General features: G+C 49.0%; 13 protein-coding genes and 1 riboswitch. Of the genes, 10 read left to right on the plus strand and 3 right to left on the minus strand.

The window, feature by feature from the left end:
• Nucleotides 1-14 precede the first annotated feature (14 nt).
• Complete coding sequence (locus MKX59_RS25600; RefSeq protein WP_076295781.1) at nucleotides 15-1223, minus strand: MFS transporter; 1209 nt, start codon at nucleotides 1221-1223, stop codon at nucleotides 15-17.
• Between the two features lie 217 nt (nucleotides 1224-1440).
• Between MKX59_RS25600 and cysK the strand changes: the two genes are divergently transcribed.
• Both cysK and MKX59_RS25610 read left to right on the plus strand, forming a co-directional pair.
• Nucleotides 1441-2364 (plus strand): cysteine synthase A, encoded by a 924-nt coding sequence (cysK, locus tag MKX59_RS25605; RefSeq protein WP_023987148.1) that lies wholly within the window; start codon nucleotides 1441-1443, stop codon nucleotides 2362-2364.
• 132 nt (nucleotides 2365-2496) lie between these two features.
• A complete protein-coding gene (locus MKX59_RS25610) occupies nucleotides 2497-3474 on the plus strand; it encodes an aldo/keto reductase (RefSeq protein ID WP_103744812.1) in 978 nt (325 codons plus the stop codon).
• A gap of 157 nt (nucleotides 3475-3631) precedes the next feature.
• Here the strand turns inward: MKX59_RS25610 and MKX59_RS25615 are convergent, their stop codons facing one another.
• Together MKX59_RS25615 and MKX59_RS25620 are read right to left on the minus strand one after the other, a co-directional pair.
• On the minus strand, nucleotides 3632-4432 hold the full coding sequence (locus tag MKX59_RS25615) for a WYL domain-containing protein (protein ID WP_071559251.1): 801 nt from the start codon (nucleotides 4430-4432) through the stop codon (nucleotides 3632-3634).
• On the minus strand, nucleotides 4407-5732 hold the full coding sequence (locus tag MKX59_RS25620) for a helix-turn-helix transcriptional regulator (protein ID WP_103744811.1): 1326 nt from the start codon (nucleotides 5730-5732) through the stop codon (nucleotides 4407-4409). The genes MKX59_RS25615 and MKX59_RS25620 overlap by 26 nt, the downstream gene beginning before the upstream one ends.
• 199 nt (nucleotides 5733-5931) lie before the next feature.
• On the opposite strand from MKX59_RS25620, the gene MKX59_RS25625 reads away from it, so the two are divergent.
• The 8 genes from MKX59_RS25625 to MKX59_RS25660 all read left to right on the plus strand — a co-directional run bounded on the left by MKX59_RS25625 (nucleotide 5932) and on the right by MKX59_RS25660 (nucleotide 16473).
• A complete protein-coding gene (locus MKX59_RS25625; RefSeq protein ID WP_103744810.1) occupies nucleotides 5932-7497 on the plus strand; it encodes a limonene hydroxylase in 1566 nt (521 codons plus the stop codon).
• Between the two features lie 19 nt (nucleotides 7498-7516).
• Nucleotides 7517-8335: a nucleotidyltransferase domain-containing protein gene (locus MKX59_RS25630; RefSeq protein ID WP_103744809.1), complete on the plus strand. Its 819-nt coding sequence runs from the start codon at nucleotides 7517-7519 to the stop codon at nucleotides 8333-8335.
• 21 nt (nucleotides 8336-8356) lie between these two features.
• Nucleotides 8357-9820, plus strand: coding sequence for a 3' terminal RNA ribose 2'-O-methyltransferase Hen1 (locus MKX59_RS25635; protein ID WP_103744808.1), 1464 nt, complete (start codon nucleotides 8357-8359; stop codon nucleotides 9818-9820).
• Nucleotides 9817-12426 (plus strand): polynucleotide kinase-phosphatase, encoded by a 2610-nt coding sequence (locus tag MKX59_RS25640; RefSeq protein ID WP_071559247.1) that lies wholly within the window; start codon nucleotides 9817-9819, stop codon nucleotides 12424-12426. Before MKX59_RS25635 ends, MKX59_RS25640 begins: the two co-directional genes overlap by 4 nt.
• Before the next feature lie 20 nt (nucleotides 12427-12446).
• On the plus strand, nucleotides 12447-13244 hold the full coding sequence (locus MKX59_RS25645) for a TatD family hydrolase (protein ID WP_028542048.1): 798 nt from the start codon (nucleotides 12447-12449) through the stop codon (nucleotides 13242-13244).
• A 44-nt stretch (nucleotides 13245-13288) separates the two neighbouring features.
• Nucleotides 13289-13398, plus strand: a riboswitch (TPP riboswitch).
• Nucleotides 13399-13647: 249 nt separating this feature from the next.
• A complete protein-coding gene (locus tag MKX59_RS25650; RefSeq protein ID WP_071559246.1) occupies nucleotides 13648-14244 on the plus strand; it encodes an ECF transporter S component in 597 nt (198 codons plus the stop codon).
• Nucleotides 14244-15707 (plus strand): ABC transporter ATP-binding protein, encoded by a 1464-nt coding sequence (locus tag MKX59_RS25655; RefSeq protein ID WP_071559245.1) that lies wholly within the window; start codon nucleotides 14244-14246, stop codon nucleotides 15705-15707. Before MKX59_RS25650 ends, MKX59_RS25655 begins: the two co-directional genes overlap by 1 nt.
• On the plus strand, nucleotides 15682-16473 hold the full coding sequence (locus tag MKX59_RS25660) for an energy-coupling factor transporter transmembrane component T family protein (protein WP_023987159.1): 792 nt from the start codon (nucleotides 15682-15684) through the stop codon (nucleotides 16471-16473). The genes MKX59_RS25655 and MKX59_RS25660 overlap by 26 nt, the downstream gene beginning before the upstream one ends.
• Nucleotides 16474-16485 lie beyond the last annotated feature (12 nt).

The raw sequence follows: 16485 nt of genomic DNA on the forward strand, positions 1-16485 counted from the left end.
CTTGCTAAATGATTCTATGTCTGTATCTCCGCTATCGCTTCAGTATGAGCCGTCTTGCGATCCTCAATGTAGCTAACTATCATGAGTAGCAGACCGCCGACAGTGATTAGCGATGCAACCCATGGAATAGCGGCTAGCCCCATTTGATTAATAACAACTCCCCCGATAAAAGCACCGCCTGCGTTGCCCAGATTTAATGCGGAATGGCTGGAGGTAGAGGCAAGTAAAGGAGCCTCATAGGCCAGATTCATGATGCGAACCTGAATACCCGGCATGATGCCGAACGCAGCAATGCCCCAGATAAAGACCGTGATGACGGCCAATACCTTGCTTTGAAGCGTAAATGTCAGAATGGCCAAAATAATAGCCAGCACAGCATAGTTTGCGATCAGGGATGGAAGTAGTTTCCAATCTGCGAGCTTGCCGCCAACGATGTTGCCGATCGTTACCCCTAGGCCAAACAGGACGAGAATCCAGGTAATGCTATGCTCGGCAAAGCCACTAATATCCGTAAGCAAAGGCGTAATGTACGTAAAGACAGTGAACAGGCTACCACAACCGACTGCACCTGTGAGCAGCATCAGTAGCACTTTTGGATTAAACAGGCTTTTGACTTCTTGTTTGAGACTGGAAGGCTTGTCCTGATGAATCACCGGAATGTAGCGAATGATACCAAAGAGAGAAATCAAGCCGATGACCACAATGGCTCCAAAGGAAGCACGCCAGCCGAGCTGTTGTCCGATAAAGGTACCAAAGGGCACGCCAATAATGTTCGCCACGGTCAAACCGGTCAGCACCATAGAAATGGCACCCGCGCGCTTGTCAGGACGAACCAGTCTGGCAGCGATCAGGGAACCGGCTCCCAAAAAGGTTCCGTGCGATAATGCAGTAGCCATACGAGCGGCAATCAGAAGTTCGTAATTGGGAGCAATGACGGAAAAAAGATTGCCTAAAATGAATATAGTCATTAGTAGGCATAGCAGCTTTTTCTGCGGAACCTTATGGGTTAATACAGTAAGTACAGGTGCGCCAATGGCCACACCAAGCGCGTAACTGGTGATTAACTGCCCGGCTTGCGGAATCGTAACATGAAGATCATGGGCTACATTGGGCAGAAGTCCCATAATGACGAATTCGGTCATGCCGATGGCGAAGGCACCAAGGGTTAACCATAGCAAGGAGGGGGGGAAGCGATTTGCTGTCATATTTTCTTGATTACTCATAAGTGTCTTGTATCCTCCTGAAAAAATAGTAATGCGAGTATATCATTACAGGCGATATCTGGCGACCCATTTTGCAAGAATTTTACATACTAAGTTGATAAGTTTTATGTAATTTACAAAAGCGACAGGTAGGAAGGAGGCAAGTATGTTATTTTGGTAGTATGATATGAAGATCGTAAAATGACGCTGTAAGGAACGATCCAAGGAGGATATAACGATGGCACCTAAAGTGGTACATAGTATTACAGATTTAATAGGAGATACACCTTGTGTAAGACTCCAACGGCTCACACGGCCGCAGGATGCGGAAGTGTATGTGAAGCTGGAGTATTTTAATCCAAGCGGCAGTGTTAAAGATCGGGCGGCGGGCAATCTGATTGCCGAGGCGGAAAAGGCAGGACATCTAAAGCCGGGAGGCACCATTATTGAGCCGACGAGTGGCAACACGGGAATTGGTCTTGCGATGAATGCGGCAGCCCGAGGTTACCGTGCAATTTTGGTGATGCCTTCGAATATGACGAAGGAACGGATCAATATTTTGAAAGCCTACGGGGCTGAGGTCGTACTGACACCAGCGGAAGAACGGATGCCAGGAGCGATTCGCAAGGCACTCGAACTGGGGGCTGAAATTGAAGGGAGTTTTATCCCGCATCAATTTGAAAATGAGGCAAATCCGGATATCCACCGTACGACGACGGCACTTGAGATTTTGGAACAGACAGAAGGGAAGCTGGATGTGTTCGTCGCTTCTTCGGGAACGGGCGGTACCATTACGGGAACAGGTGAAGTGCTGCGTCAGCATTTGCCGGATCTGCGGATTGTTGTAGTTGAGCCTAAGGGCTCGCCAGTGCTATCTGGAGGAAAACCCGGTCCACATAAGCTGGTTGGCACCAGTCCAGGCTTTGTTCCCACCGTGCTGAATACGGAAGTGTATGACGAAATCGTGCAGGTTTCCGATGAGGATGCGATTGCAATGACACGGGCGATTGCTGCCCAGGAAGGGATTCTGGTTGGCCCCTCTAGCGGAGCTACGATATGGACGGCGATTCAGGAAGCTCGGCGTTTGGGAGCAGGCAAACGGGTACTTTGCATTGCCCCGGATACCGGAGAGCGTTATCTGAGCATGGGGATATTCGGATAAAAAGATGTGGATTGGGACCAAAGTGATACACGACCGTAAGTAAGTGGTAAAATAGGTGTGTGATAGCGGTTTCACGAACTATTCATATGTGGATAAAGCAGGGAATATTTTGAGGGTTGAAGGAGGAGCAGCATGAAGATTATGCCTTTACAGAAACGTGGAATCTCCGATAGTCGGCTGGCGCTCGGTTGTATGCCTTTTGGTGGAGAATGGAGCCATGCACCGTTTACGCAGGAGCATGTCGTTGAAGCGGAAAGAGCTGTAGAAGCTGCACAATCCATTGGGATTACGATGTTCGATCATGCGGATATCTATCGTATGGGGAAAGCGGAAGAAATTTTCGGTCGGGTTTTAAAGGGACAGCCGGGCTTGCGTGAACAAATCGTAATTCAGTCCAAATGCGGCATTTTTCTGCCGGATGGTACGCTCCCGGGTCGTTTTGATTTCTCATATGCTCATATTATGGAGTCCGTGGATGGTATTCTGAAGCGCTTGGGTACGGAATATTTGGACATCCTGCTGCTGCATCGCCCCGATCCACTGGTAGAGCCGGAAGAAGTAGCGAAGGCGTTCAGCGAGCTTAAGACATCTGGCAAAGTACGGCATTTTGGCGTCTCCAATATGAATGTAAGCCAAATTCGGTTTCTGGAGCGGAGCCTAACGGAGCCGCTGATCGCTAATCAGCTGGAAATGAGCCTGGCGCATCTACATTTTGTAGATCAGACAGTACATGTGAACCAGCAGGCGGGGACGAATGTACATTTTGGCGAAGGTTTGCTGGAATATTGCCAAACCGAGGATATTCAGCTCCAAGCCTGGGGACCGCTGGCGCAGGGACGTTTTAGCGGAGGTTCTTTGAAAGGGGAGCCTGAGCGTGTCGTTAAGACGGCAGAGCTGGTGCAGAAGCTGGCTTCTGAAAAGGAAACGACACGTGAAGCGATCGTCCTTGGCTGGCTTATGAAACATCCGGCACGGATTCAGCCTGTCATTGGCAGCGCCAATCCTGAACGAATCAAGGCATGTCAGGATGCGGAACGCCAGAGTGAGCTGATGACCCGTGAGGAATGGTACGAATTGTACGTCAGTGCGCGCGGACAAGCCTTGCCATAACTCGTATAGCGGACCAGCTTGTTACAACAGGCGTATGTGGATGTAAGTGTATGACTTCGTTTATACGAACCGTAGTTTAATAGCCCCTCCCTTCGTCTCATTAACAGACGGAGGAGAGGGGCTATTTACATGGCTGCATCTCATATTGTCTCAGCAGCTATTCCTCTTCGTAGCGTGCAAGGGCCTTGGCCGTTGTTTCCTTCATTCGTGAAATCAGCCGGGAGCCTTGGACGACCTTGACACGTTTGCCAAGGAAACGGATTTTAGATAGTACATATTCACATTCGTCTGCCTGGAAAGTGAGCGTAATACGATAGGTATCTGCTTGCTGAACATATTCGACCTCTTTTTCAAAGCAGGAAAAAGCATATAAAATACGAGACATTTCCCCGTTGTATACAGGAATAATTTCGATGATGCCCTGTTCTTTTCGCGACTCCAGTATACCGAGTATACGTTGGGTGAATTTTTCGGCCTCTTCAGGCAGAAGCTCATCTTCCGTGACGTTCACGATATTAGACAGCTTGGTAGACATGAGCGTGCGGTGTCTGCGGTTATACCACAGCAGGCTCCAATCTTTTTTGACCATGGAGAACTCCAGCTTATATGGAAAACCGGACATTCGCTCATGCATGTGTCCGTTGCGCAGTTTGTAGGTCATACAGATGCCAGAACGGGAGCGTAGGATCGGACGCAATGTGAGCAGAAGCGGATGATATACGGAGACAGCAGGGATACCTGCTTTTTCCCGCAAACTTCCATCGGCCTCCAGAGGCTCGTCGTCTGCGAGCATCTGCCGAAGCTTATCAAGCGTAGACGGGGTGAAAGCCTCTATTGCTGCCGAGTCTGTCAGCATAGATTGGAGCCAGACTCTTTCCTGCGATGTGGTGGCAAAAGCGCCCGATTCATCCAGCCGAGAGACGATCTGATAGTTAAATATTTTCTCGAACAGACTCATAATAGGCTTGCAGCTCCTTCCATTCCTGTCTGAATTCCTTACGTAGCCGCTGAGGCTCCAATACCTCACAGCTTGATCCGAAGCTGCGAATCCACGGTTTAATCTCGGTGATTCCATTCACTGTGATTTCATAGATAAAGGATTCACTTTCTTCCTCCGCGATCGTACCCCATTGTCCCTGTGACAGTACACGTTCCCGAATAAAGTTGCGCTTCGCGCCCTCAGGATTAAAAAAACGTACCCGTACCTTCACAGGACGACCTGTATCAACAAGCCAGCTGTACCGCATTTTTTCTTCCAACACCGCTAGCAGATCGGCATGAAACTGCTCTGGTACAGGCTTGCCCACCACCAATTGAGTCATGCCCTCCATACGAAACTTCATGATTCCTTTACCGCCTACATGACCAAGAACATACCAACGTCCATATTGATGATCATAGATGACTTGCAGGGGCAGAATGGTATGTTCACGGCCCTCCGTCTCTTTTTCAAACAGCGGGTTTGTGTTCTGTGACCCGTACATGCTTCGTTTGGACGTCGAAAAATATAAAAAAGTTACACAGCGACGTTGCCGAATGGCGTGTAGAAGCGGATGAATATGGGCTTCGTCCAGAATGCGTGAATAATAGTGGTATTTATATAAAAAAGGTTCAGCCAAATCCCGATCTCCGGCTTGACGGCGCATGGCTTTTTTTAGATGATCTCGCAACAGATATCCCTGAACAGAGGGAAGCTGGGTGTTGGCCATAATGTCTACAAAATCATATAAGTCCAGTAATTCCTCGTCCGTCAGTCCTGTCACCAGATCGTTGCGGACAGCATAGCGATAAGGTCTGCCGCCGGGTTCCTTGCGAACCACGCCGACTTCGACCAGATATTTCAGATCGGAACGAATCGTTTTCTCATCCGGCAGCGAACTGTCGGAAGGTAGCCCGTTGCAGCAAGCATCCAGCAATTCCATAGTGGTCAGAGGCTGTGACTGTAGCGCTGTCAGCAGAAGAGATAAGCGGACGCTTTCTGATTCCTTGAGCGATTTGGCCCGAAACAAGAATAGTAGTAATGGATCAGCGGATTCATAATAATTAAAGCGCAGCATTTCATTAAAATCATGTCCCTGGTCCTCAGGCAACTGCTGTTGTACGGATTGGACGATTTCCTTGAGACGCCGGATTGTTTTATCAAAGGTATGCACTGAAATGCCCAGTCTGTCTGCAAATTGCTGCCGATTATAAGCGCCGCTGGTCAGTGTGAGCATGCGCAGGAATTGAATTTCTTTATCAAAACTCTCTCTCGCCATGATGCATTCCCCGTTTCTGTTGCCGTTCTCCGAAAGCAATTATCCCTTTATTCTAACAGGGAAGGGATGCTGGAAAAAGGGAAATTATTCTTCTTTGTAATACTTTCACCATGTTCACGACTTCCAAAATAAAGCATCATAGAAATATAAGATAGCACGATGAAATAAGAAGCAATACATAACAGAAGGGTGATGCAACATGTTTGGACGACGCAAAAATGAAGTGTTATATCCATGGGTAGGCAAGCTTTCGATTTATGAAACGATTATGCAGGGAATGGATACTCAGGGCAGGCTTACTGATGATCAATTACCGGACGATGAAGAATATTGGGCAGGTCACACGATGCGTTGGGTGGCAGGAGGATTAGATGGAGCATTTGGGCATCATGGTGCTGGCGAGCATGTAGCCGATAAAATCAAGGATCTGGTGCAGCTGTTGTCCAGACAATGTCGTAAGCCAGGAATGAAGACGAGACGTGAGACGTATGTACGCTTGATGGAGGAACATGCGCTCAGTCTGATTGATCCGTTGCTGGATGCGGTGCGCCAGCATCCAGCAATTCAGCCGGATCGTTTGTATGAGGAAGCGCGTTGGCTGGCTGAACACGGAGCACACCGCAATGTGGTGAAGATTGGTATTGCGTTGCTTGGATTGCTGGAGACAGAGCAGCATCACGAGCTTATTTTAACGCTGGCAAAGCATGATGAATTCACGCTATATGCGGCTGTAGCTATCTGTAATATTTCGGAGCAAGCCAACGAACAGTTGTATACGTTAGCCCGCCAGGTACATGGCTGGGGACGTATTCACGTAGTGGAACGGCTGGAACCTACGCGTCAGGAAATACGTGATTGGCTACTGCGGGAAGGATTCCGCAATAATGTCATGTATGAATATCTTGCTTATGAGTGCGCTCATAAAGGCGAGCTGCATACAGCCATCGCCGTTCCGCAGATTGATCAGGAGTTGTTTGACGGAGCAGGCGAAATTCTGTCGGCTTTGCTGGCAGCAGGCGGACCTGCGGAAAGTATAGACGATTATGAGCATGCCGCTATGGTTATAGGTAACTACCTTCGTCATGCCAAGGCCATGTGCACGACGGTGCAACATTTTACGATCATCATGGATATTGCAGACTTTCTGGATGAAGAGGACGATTCATGGGAGACTCGTTATGAGCATGAATGGACACCGGAATTGCGTAGACGTTACGCGTCGCTGTGCCAGCAGATGATGGACGATCCGCAGTGGGTGAAGCTGGTAGAGCAGGAGCTGCAGCATGCAGATTCACCGCATCTCCACTGTGCCATTCGCGCAGCTCAAATGCTAACACTAGATGTATGGCCCGTGCTATTTGATCAATTAAGCAGATACCCAGTCAAGCCTAATCTGTACTTTGAACTCATCAAGACAGAGGATGAACAGCGGGTGCGCAAGTTGGTGGCTTTTGCAGAACAGCACTTGCCCTTGGGAGAGATTGCTTCCGGCCCTGCTAATCTACCTGGGTATGGACTGGAGTATGAAGCGCATCAATGTCTGGGTATGCTGTTGCAACTATTGTCTTCTCACGAAGGAATGGGACAAGAGCTAGTTGCTGCTGGGCTTTGGAGTCCGGTGACCTCCAATCGCCGTGCAGCGCTTCATGTACTCAAGGTATGGTCTTCTGAGATGTGGGGAGAGAAAACGACAGAGCGCCTTCGCCGCTTATCGGTAGCTGAAACGGAGGAGTCGATTAGAGAACAGATTCGGGAAATACTTTAATGATAAGGGAGGGAACAACATGACAGATGTGAAGCATGGGCAGGGTTTCATTCAACCGGACATGTGCGAGACGATTTTGCGTGAGCTGCGCGCGTTGGAGCAGGAGGAGCAGGTGCGCATTGTATACGCTTGTGAATCAGGCAGTCGGGCATGGGGGTTTCCTTCACAGGACAGTGACTATGATGTACGATTTATCTATGTAAGACCCGTAGAATGGTATTTATCTATCTTTGATAAGCGGGATGTGATTGAGCGACCCATCAGCAATTTGCTGGATATGAACGGCTGGGATTTGAAAAAGGCACTCCATTTGTTTCGCAAGTCCAATCCGCCTTTGCTGGAATGGCTGCAATCTCCGATTCCCTATCTGGAGCAGTATTCAGTGGCTGACCAGATTCGTGCGATATCGCCGTTAACCTTCTCTCCGAAGTCCTGTGTGTACCATTACCTGAATATGGCGCGGGGGAACTATCGGGATTATTTGCAAGGAGAACAGGTGAAGATTAAAAAGTATTTTTATGTACTGCGCCCACTGCTGGCCTGTGGCTGGATTGAACGTTACAACATCATGCCTCCGATGGAATTCGTAGACTTGCTAGAGGAATTAATTCCGGCCGATACAGAACTTTATCAGGTGATCGGGCATTTGCTACAACGTAAAAAAGCGGGTGAGGAACTGGATATGGAGCCACGGCTTTCGGTGGTGAATGATTTTATCCAGCAGCAAATTGCTTATTTTGAACAAAAGGCGCCCTTGCTTCAGCATATGGAGAGTGGCCGGGATCAGCAGTTGGATGATTTGTTCCGCGCTGCGGTGAATGAAGTATGGAAAGCATAAGCTGGGAAGGAAAAGTGGAGTATGCACATTACGCTAAAAGCAACCGGAACGAATGCAGGGATGATTTCGCATTTGCTTGCTAAGAATCCTTACAATACGTATGATCGCACAGAAAAAGGCGCACGTGTACGCATGGTGTACACTGTTTTTACCGAGGAAGAGGCTGAGATCGTCATTCAGGCTTCGCCAGATTCGATTGATTTGGTCAAAAACAGTCCAGACAGCTATGATATTACACAATATATAAATGATCGGGAGTTTGTAACCAGCAGCTTATTTTGCACCTATATTCGTGGCTCGCTTGGCACAGCCCTGAACGGTAAACCCAAAGAAGATTATGCAGGATGGGTGACGCACCCTTTTGCGCTGGAGTTATCGTTTGGGCCTGTTGCTTCGGATTTGCCGGATTCTGTGGTGGAGGGACTATTTGCTCCGCTGGGCTATCAAGTGGCCATAGAACGAGGGGAAGCAGATTATTCTTTTCAGCTGAAAAATCGAAGCACCGTCAGATATGTCACGTTAAGTGGCCACCAGACGGTGCAGTATGCGCTGCGTCAGTTATTGCTGTTGATTCCGGTGCTGGATAATTATAAGCATTACTATATTAGTGAAGAAGAGTTTGACAAGCTGAGACGTTACGGTGAAGGCTGGCTGCCAGAGCATCCGCTACGCGAGCTCATCATTCGACGCACGCTTCGTTTTACCAATCTGATTGAGCAATTTGAGCAATCAGATTCTGCTGAAACAGGTACTCAAAAACATATTGAAAAACATACTCAAAAACATACTGTCCAAGCTCAAAATGATAAGCACAAACAGATTCAACAGCCAGAACAGCCACAGGAGGAAGGGAAGCAACAGCCTACTGTACGGCTGAATGAACTGCGATATCAAGCTATTATGGACGTGATTCGCAAGCTGCCTCGAAGACAGAAAATCGTAGATTTTGGTTCAGGAGAAGGGAAGCTTTCGGCTCGGATGGCCCGAATGACGGGCATTGAAGAAATTTGGGCGGTGGAGCCGTCTGCGTATGCACAGGTGAGAGCCATGGAGCGTTTTGCCAAGCTGGAGAGGCATACCGACGCGATCATTCCTACACCCATGATGGGCTCTCTCTTTTATTATGATGAACAATTGCGGGGCAAAGATGTGATGATCCTATGTGAGGTCATTGAGCACGTGGACGAGCATCGTCTGAACCGGGTGATGAAGACGATTGTGACGGAGTATCAGCCAAATGTGCTGATCGTGACGACTCCCAATCGTGAATATAATGAGGTATATCGTATGAACCAGCAAGAGCTGCGGCATGGCGATCACCGTTTTGAATGGAATAGAAGCGAGTTTCAGGAACAATGTGAGCAGTGGATTGAGGAAGCTCCTTATTCGGTAGCGCTGAAGGGGATCGGAGAAGAGATCGAAGGCTTTGGACAACCGACCCAAATGGCTATATTTACGCGCAGAAAGGAGCAGAAGGAAGCATGAGCAATTCATCCAAACGTACGATTCATTTACCGCATGCTGGACTGGTTGTGTTGGTGGGGGCCTCCAACAGTGGCAAAACCACATTATTGGACAGGCTGGTGTGCGAAGGGATTCTACTGGAGACAGAAGTGGTATCCTCGGATCATTTTCGCAAGCTGGTCGGAGATACGGAATTTATAGACTGGAGTGGACTTCCAAGGCTGGAATCGGACGTACTGTTCTATGAGTATCAGCAAATGTCAGCCAAGGCGTTTGAGGCGATGGATACGATTCTGGCTATGCGCTGTCGCTTGAATAAGCTAACGGTTGTGGATGCCACTCATTTGTACGCTGAGGATCGCCAGAAATATGTACAGCTGGCAGCCAAGGCGCACGTTCCTGTTATGGCCTTGGTACTGGATGTACCCGAATCTGTGCTGCTGGAACGTGATTTAGGCAGGGAGCATCCGCGTGGCCGCCAACGGGTCAAGCAGCAGGCACAGCTGTTAAAGCGGAACCTGCGTGGTATCCGTGAGGAAGGCTTTAACGCTTGCTATGTTCTTAAGGATGTAGAAGAAATGAACTTTGTTCGCCGTGTGCAGCCACTGTTTCATGAGATTGGCTCAGGTATTGACATCATTGGTGATATCCATGGGTGCTACCGTGAGATGCTGGAAGTGATAGAGCGGCTAGGATATACGGAAGATACGGAAGGACTATACCATCATCCAGATGGTAGAAGACTAGTATCTGTCGGGGATGTGATGAGCCGTGGCCCAGAATCGTTACAAGCGGTGCAGTTCTGGAAAAAGCACGTGGATGCCGGACTAGCGTATATGATTGACAGCAATCATGGCTGGAAAATCGGCCGTTACCTCGATGGGAGAAAGGTGACTCTCAGTCATGGCGATGAACGATTTGCAGAGGAACTGGCCCAATATGAACAAAAAGCGGGCAAGACAGCGGCGGAACAGCTTAGAAGCGAGTTGAGAGATTTTCTGCTACATGCACCCTCTCATCTTATTTTTGGCAGAAATGGATTGCGACACGTGGTCGTGGCTCATGCCGGGATTAAGGATCATTTTATTGGCAAACAGTCGGCACGTATTTCTGATTATTGCCGCTATGGAGATACGGAAGGACAGGATGCGAACGGAACACCGATCCGCAAGGATTGGTTCGTAGACCATGAATCGGGAGAAATAGTAGTATGGGGACATGATCCGAGACCGCAACCTACCCTTGTGAACCAGACGGTGAATATTGATCAGGGTGTGGTATTTGGCGGGATGCTGACCGCTTATCGTTATCCGGAAAAGGAATTTGTCAGCGTTCCGGCACATGAGAATTATGCGAATGATCCAGATAGCCCACTTGTCCGGTGGCAGAGAAAACGGTTTTCCCCGCCGAATTTACGCAAGCTAATCGCTGGTTACAGTGTGTTGACGGAATCGTATGGCGAAGTGCGCGTACAAGGAGAATGGATCAAATCCGCTATAGATACCGTGTCACATGTGACTGTACCCATGGAGGAGCTGGTGTATATTCCACCGACGATGAGCCCTGCTTCAGCGGTGTCTGCAGAGGAAGGATATCTGGAGCATCCACGTGAGGCGCTAGCTTATTATCGAGGACAAGGAGTACAAACGATGGTGGCCGAGAAAAAACATATGGGTAGCCGAGCTATTCTACTGTTATTCAAAAACGAACAGGCCGCTGTTCAATATGTAGGCTACCCGACATTGGGCGCGATCTACAGTCGGAGTGGGAGAGCTTTCTTTGAACAAAGCCTTGGGAAGCAAGTGGTGGAGAAGCTGAATGTGGATCTACGGACTGCTGGATATTTTGAACGGAACCAGACGGATTTTGTATTGCTGGATGCGGAAATTGTACCGTGGAATCTCAAGGCTAGGGAACTGATTGCTGCACAGTATGCGCATGTGGGGGAGGCAGCCCTGCTGGATCGCAGTAAGCTGGTAGACAAGCTGAAGCAGGCGAAGGTTGCAGGTCGAGAGGTTGGAGACTGGTTGGAGGAAATGGAACAGAAGTACGCGAATGCCGTAACGTTTCAAGAGGCTTTTCAAAAATATTGCTGGGATGTGGACGGTCTGGATGAAATTCGTATTGCACCGTTCCATACACTGGCACACAGCGGAAAGACTTTTTTCGACCATTCTCATATTTGGCATATGGAGCAAAACCGGGAGCTGGCTGGGCTGTCTTCCCTGTTTATGGAGACAGAGTATCGCGTTATCACGGACGAAGCAAGCGAGGAAGAGGTCATTCGCTGGTGGAACGAGATGACAGAGGATGGTCATGAAGGGATTGTGATCAAGCCGGAACGCTTTTTGATGAAAAATCGGGACAAGATGATTCAGCCTGCAATCAAGGTGAGAGGCCGGAAGTATTTGCACATCATTTACGGTATGGATTATCTTGCCCCTGAGAATTTAAAGCGTCTGAAGCAGCGTCGAACGAACAAAAAGGAGCGTCATGCCCTGATGGAAGGAGCGCTTGGTATGGAAGGCGTGGAACGTTTTGTCCGCAAGGATACGGTAGATCGTATTCATGAATGCGTCCTTGCCGCGCTATCTCTGGAATCGGAGCCGATTGATCCGAGATTGTAGTTTGCGAAGGAGGGATTGAGATGGAAAGGGGTACACCGTTAATTGATATTGGCGTGAACTTGATGCACCGTTCGTTTCATGCGGATCGGGAACAGGTGGTAGAGAGAGCCGCAGCTGTAGGGATTTCACCCCTGATTATTACCGGGACCAGTGTCCGCAGCAGTCGGGAGGCTTCTCAGTATGCAGCACGTTATCCGGGCAAGCTGTATGCGACAGCTGGCGTGCATCCCCATGATGCCAAAGACTGCAGCGCAGAGACGGTTCAGCAGCTCCGTCAGCTGGCGAGTCAGCCGCAGGTCGTATCCATAGGGGAATGCGGATTGGACTATAACCGTGATTTTTCGCCGCGTGATGTGCAGCGCCGATGGTTTGGCGAGCAAATCCAACTGGCGGGTGAGCTGAATATGCCGTTATTTTTGCATGAACGAGATGCACATGAGGATTTTGCCGCTATGCTGCGGGAGTATCAAGGGCTTGTCGATAAAGCAGTGGTGCATTGTTTTACAGGCACGGAACAAGAATTGCATACGTATGTAGAGATGGGACTGTATATCGGGATCACCGGCTGGATTTGCGACGAACGGCGTGGCAAACATCTGCGTGAACTGGTCAGAGATATTCCCTTGGACCGTCTGATGATTGAAACGGATGCTCCATTTTTGACCCCGCGTAATTTGCCCGTGAAGCCCAAAGAAGGGCGTAATGAGTCGATGTATCTCGCTCACATTGCTGCTACGATAGCCGAATGTACAGGCCGAAGCATGATGGAGATCGAAATCGCCACGACGGAGACAGCCAAACGTTTCTTCGGATTATAGGATTGTCAAAGCCATAGATGTGGTATATATTATAGTGAATTAAAAAAGCATTGTCGGGAGCTTGAGAAAGTCAGGCTGAGAGGGTGGCCCTTGCCACTGACCGTGAAATCTGATCTGGGTAATGCCAGCGTAGAGAAACCAAGAACACTATACAGGAATGCCGCTTGTTTTGCGGTTGTCGATAGATACAATGTATGTCCTAGCATTTTACCTTGACCCTGACTTTGGCTTGGTATCAGTGTAGTAGCTTAGACTACTGGTTATATAAGGCATATCGACGAATGATGTTTTGTATGGTGCTTCACCTTTTACTGCGCATAAAGCTTGCCTGGAGATTCAGCTCCAGACAAGCTTTTTTTTATGTCCAAGAGGCCAATTATAAGGATAAGGGGAGCACGCAATAATGAATACTGCTGTAAGAGCGTCCAAAGGGTTGAAGCTGACTGATATTTTGGTCACGATTGTGATCGCTGTTGTGTTCGGGTTAGTCTACAAAATATGGGGACCTGCCTATGATTTGATGAAACCATTCGGTCTACACACCGAGCAACTGATGTATGGCATGTGGTTTATGGCAGGCACCTTTGCTTATCTCATCATTCGCAAGCCGGGTGTTGCAATTTTGGCAGAGGTGGCAGCGGCAACGGTCAGTGCTTTTTTGGGAAGCGAATGGGGGATGTCCACTTTGTACTATGGCCTGCTGCAAGGCTTGGGAGCGGAGCTATTTTTTGCGGCTTTTCTGTATCGGAACGCAAACCTGTGGGTTGCTTCGCTAGCTGCGGCCGGGGCGGCTGTCGCTTCTCTGATTTTAGACTTCAGCTACGGGTATATTGATCAGCTTTCGACCTGGAACTATGTTTTGTATATTGGTTTTCGCATGATTGGCAGCATTGTGATTGCCGGGGTATTCGCGTTCTATCTGGCTAGGGCATTGGAGGTAACCGGAGTCACGCGAAGTTTGAGACCCGCAACGGAACAAGATTATAAGGGGCTGGATTGATGAGCCAGGCAACCGAAGATGTGGTGGCTTCGATCACCCGTCTTCGGTTGAAATTCCCCGGTGAGCAGGAGCTGCTTTTTCACAATATGTCTTTGTCTGTCCGCAAGGGGGAAAAGCTGCTGTTGCTGGGACCGAGTGGATGCGGTAAATCAACGCTGCTCCAAGTGTTAAGCGGTCTGATTCCACGCACGATAGAAGTGCCTATGAAATGCGATGCTGCTGTAATCCCAAGTGTCTCAGGTATTGTATTTCAAGATCCTGATACGCAGTTTTGTATGTCATATGCAGACGAGGAACTGGCTTTTGTGTTGGAAAATAATCAGGTTCCTCGTGAGCAGATGCGATCCCGTATTCGCGAGCTGCTGATACAGGTTGGTCTATCAACGGATGATATACACATGCCCATTGGCAGCATGTCACAGGGAATGAAACAGCGGCTGGCGATTGCGTCTGTGCTGGCTATGGAGCCAGAAGTGCTTTTTCTGGATGAGCCCACGGCTTTGTTGGACGAGGAAGGCACTACACAGGTGTGGGATACCATTCGAAACATTTCGGTAGACCAGACACTGGTGATCGTGGAGCATAAAATTAATGAAATTGTCCATGATGTGGACCGGATTGTGGTGCTTTCTGCTCAAGGGGAGATCATTGCGGATGGAAGGGCGGAAGAAGTATTTCATGGGCAGCGGCAGGCATTGTCCGAGTATGGCGTGTGGTACCCGGGAGTATGGAGTGAATCGTCTTCGCCGCGTTGGAGTGAATCAGTGACACAGCAGAATGGTACGGGGAATGGTACAGGGATTGATTTGCTGGAGCTGGAACATTTTAGTGGCCTCCGCGGTTTAAGTTCAGTGATTTATGTGGAGCATGCGCAGGTGAAGCCTGGCGACTGGATTGGCGTGGTCGGTGAAAACGGGGCTGGCAAAAGCTCACTGCTGCTCTCCATGATGCGCTTACTTCGCACACAGGGACGTTATAGCGTGCGCGGAATTGAGGCAGGCAGTACAGAACAACTGGCAGAGCGTATCGGGTTCGCATTTCAAAATCCCGAGCTGCAATTCGTAGCGCATACCGTACGAAAGGAACTAGAGTATTCGTTACCGAAGAGCTTGTTTAGTGCTGAACAGTGCCGGGAGCGGGTGGATCGGATGCTCGTACAGTTCGGACTGGAGCGGCTGGACGAGCGTCATCCGTATCAGCTTTCATTGGGCCAAAAAAGGCGGTTGAGTATTGCTACGGCTATGATCCGTGAGCCGGAAGTGCTGCTGCTGGATGAACCGACTTTTGGGCAGGATGCGCGTAATACCTTTGTCATGCTGGATATGTTGGAGCAGCTGAGAGCGGCAGGCACGGCCATTGTGATGGTCACGCATGACCCAGAAATTGTCCATCGATATTGTACCGATATATGGCGGATTCAGAAAGGGGAACTACAGTATGAACCTGTCCTTTCCCCATCATAAAACATGGCTGCATCGTGTGAATCCGGGCCTAAAGCTCGTTATGTTTTCCATACTGTTTGTGGTCGTTATAGTCATTCATGATCCGAATGTCATGTTTAATGTTGCGTGTGCTATGCTGCTGCTGCTTGTCTGGTCAGGCCATCCATGGAAGCGGCTGCTGCTGTATGGATCTCCCTTTATATTGGTGTTTATTTCAACCTCAACGGGCATGATGATGTTCGGCAAAGGGGTGACGACCTGGTGGACATGGGGCCTGATCCATATTACGCAGGAAAGCTTTTATCGGGGTATACATCTGGGCTTTCGTGCGCTGAGTATGGCGGCGGTAGGGTTGCTGTTTGGTTTAACGACTCGTCCAGTGAACCTTTTTTATTCACTGATGCAGCAATGGAGGCTCTCTCCGAAGTATGCGTATAGCTTTTTGGCAGCCATGCGGTTGATGCCCATGATGGTGGAGGAATTCCAGGCATTGAGACAAGCCCATCGTATTCGAGGTTTACATCAGCATGTGTCCAAATGGAATATGTATGCCACGCTTCGCAGGTATGCAATTCCGCTGCTCGCTCAAAGTATCCGGCGTGCACAGAGAATTGCTATTGCCATGGAAGCCAAGGGTTTTACCAATGAAACCAAACGCACGTATTATTATGCGATTGGCTATTCGGCTGTAGATATTGTGTTCATATTCTATTTTGTCATCATGCTTACGCTGGCTTGGGGACTCGGTATCTGCTTTCCTTACGTGGGGGTGTGGGATGTGCGTTAATTGTTGTCAAAA

Origin of the sequence: Paenibacillus sp. FSL R7-0340 (assembly GCF_038002205.1) — a bacterium.
GTDB classification, from domain to species: domain Bacteria; phylum Bacillota; class Bacilli; order Paenibacillales; family Paenibacillaceae; genus Paenibacillus; species Paenibacillus polymyxa_B.

Excerpts from the sequence above, each read along its gene's own strand:
- MKX59_RS25610 (WP_103744812.1), top strand. The coding sequence starts at position 2,497 with ATGAAGATTATGCCTTTACAGAAACGTGGAATCTCCGATAGTCGGCTG.
- MKX59_RS25645 (WP_028542048.1), top strand. The coding sequence starts at position 12,447 with ATGGAAAGGGGTACACCGTTAATTGATATTGGCGTGAACTTGATGCAC.
- MKX59_RS25600 (WP_076295781.1), bottom strand. The coding sequence starts at position 1,223 with ATGAGTAATCAAGAAAATATGACAGCAAATCGCTTCCCCCCCTCCTTG.
- MKX59_RS25625 (WP_103744810.1), top strand. The coding sequence starts at position 5,932 with ATGTTTGGACGACGCAAAAATGAAGTGTTATATCCATGGGTAGGCAAG.
- MKX59_RS25620 (WP_103744811.1), bottom strand. The coding sequence starts at position 5,732 with ATGGCGAGAGAGAGTTTTGATAAAGAAATTCAATTCCTGCGCATGCTC.
- MKX59_RS25650 (WP_071559246.1), top strand. The coding sequence starts at position 13,648 with ATGAATACTGCTGTAAGAGCGTCCAAAGGGTTGAAGCTGACTGATATT.
- MKX59_RS25615 (WP_071559251.1), bottom strand. The coding sequence starts at position 4,432 with ATGAGTCTGTTCGAGAAAATATTTAACTATCAGATCGTCTCTCGGCTG.
- cysK (WP_023987148.1), top strand. The coding sequence starts at position 1,441 with ATGGCACCTAAAGTGGTACATAGTATTACAGATTTAATAGGAGATACA.
- MKX59_RS25640 (WP_071559247.1), top strand. The coding sequence starts at position 9,817 with ATGAGCAATTCATCCAAACGTACGATTCATTTACCGCATGCTGGACTG.
- MKX59_RS25655 (WP_071559245.1), top strand. The coding sequence starts at position 14,244 with ATGAGCCAGGCAACCGAAGATGTGGTGGCTTCGATCACCCGTCTTCGG.
- MKX59_RS25635 (WP_103744808.1), top strand. The coding sequence starts at position 8,357 with ATGCACATTACGCTAAAAGCAACCGGAACGAATGCAGGGATGATTTCG.
- MKX59_RS25660 (WP_023987159.1), top strand. The coding sequence starts at position 15,682 with ATGAACCTGTCCTTTCCCCATCATAAAACATGGCTGCATCGTGTGAAT.
- MKX59_RS25630 (WP_103744809.1), top strand. The coding sequence starts at position 7,517 with ATGACAGATGTGAAGCATGGGCAGGGTTTCATTCAACCGGACATGTGC.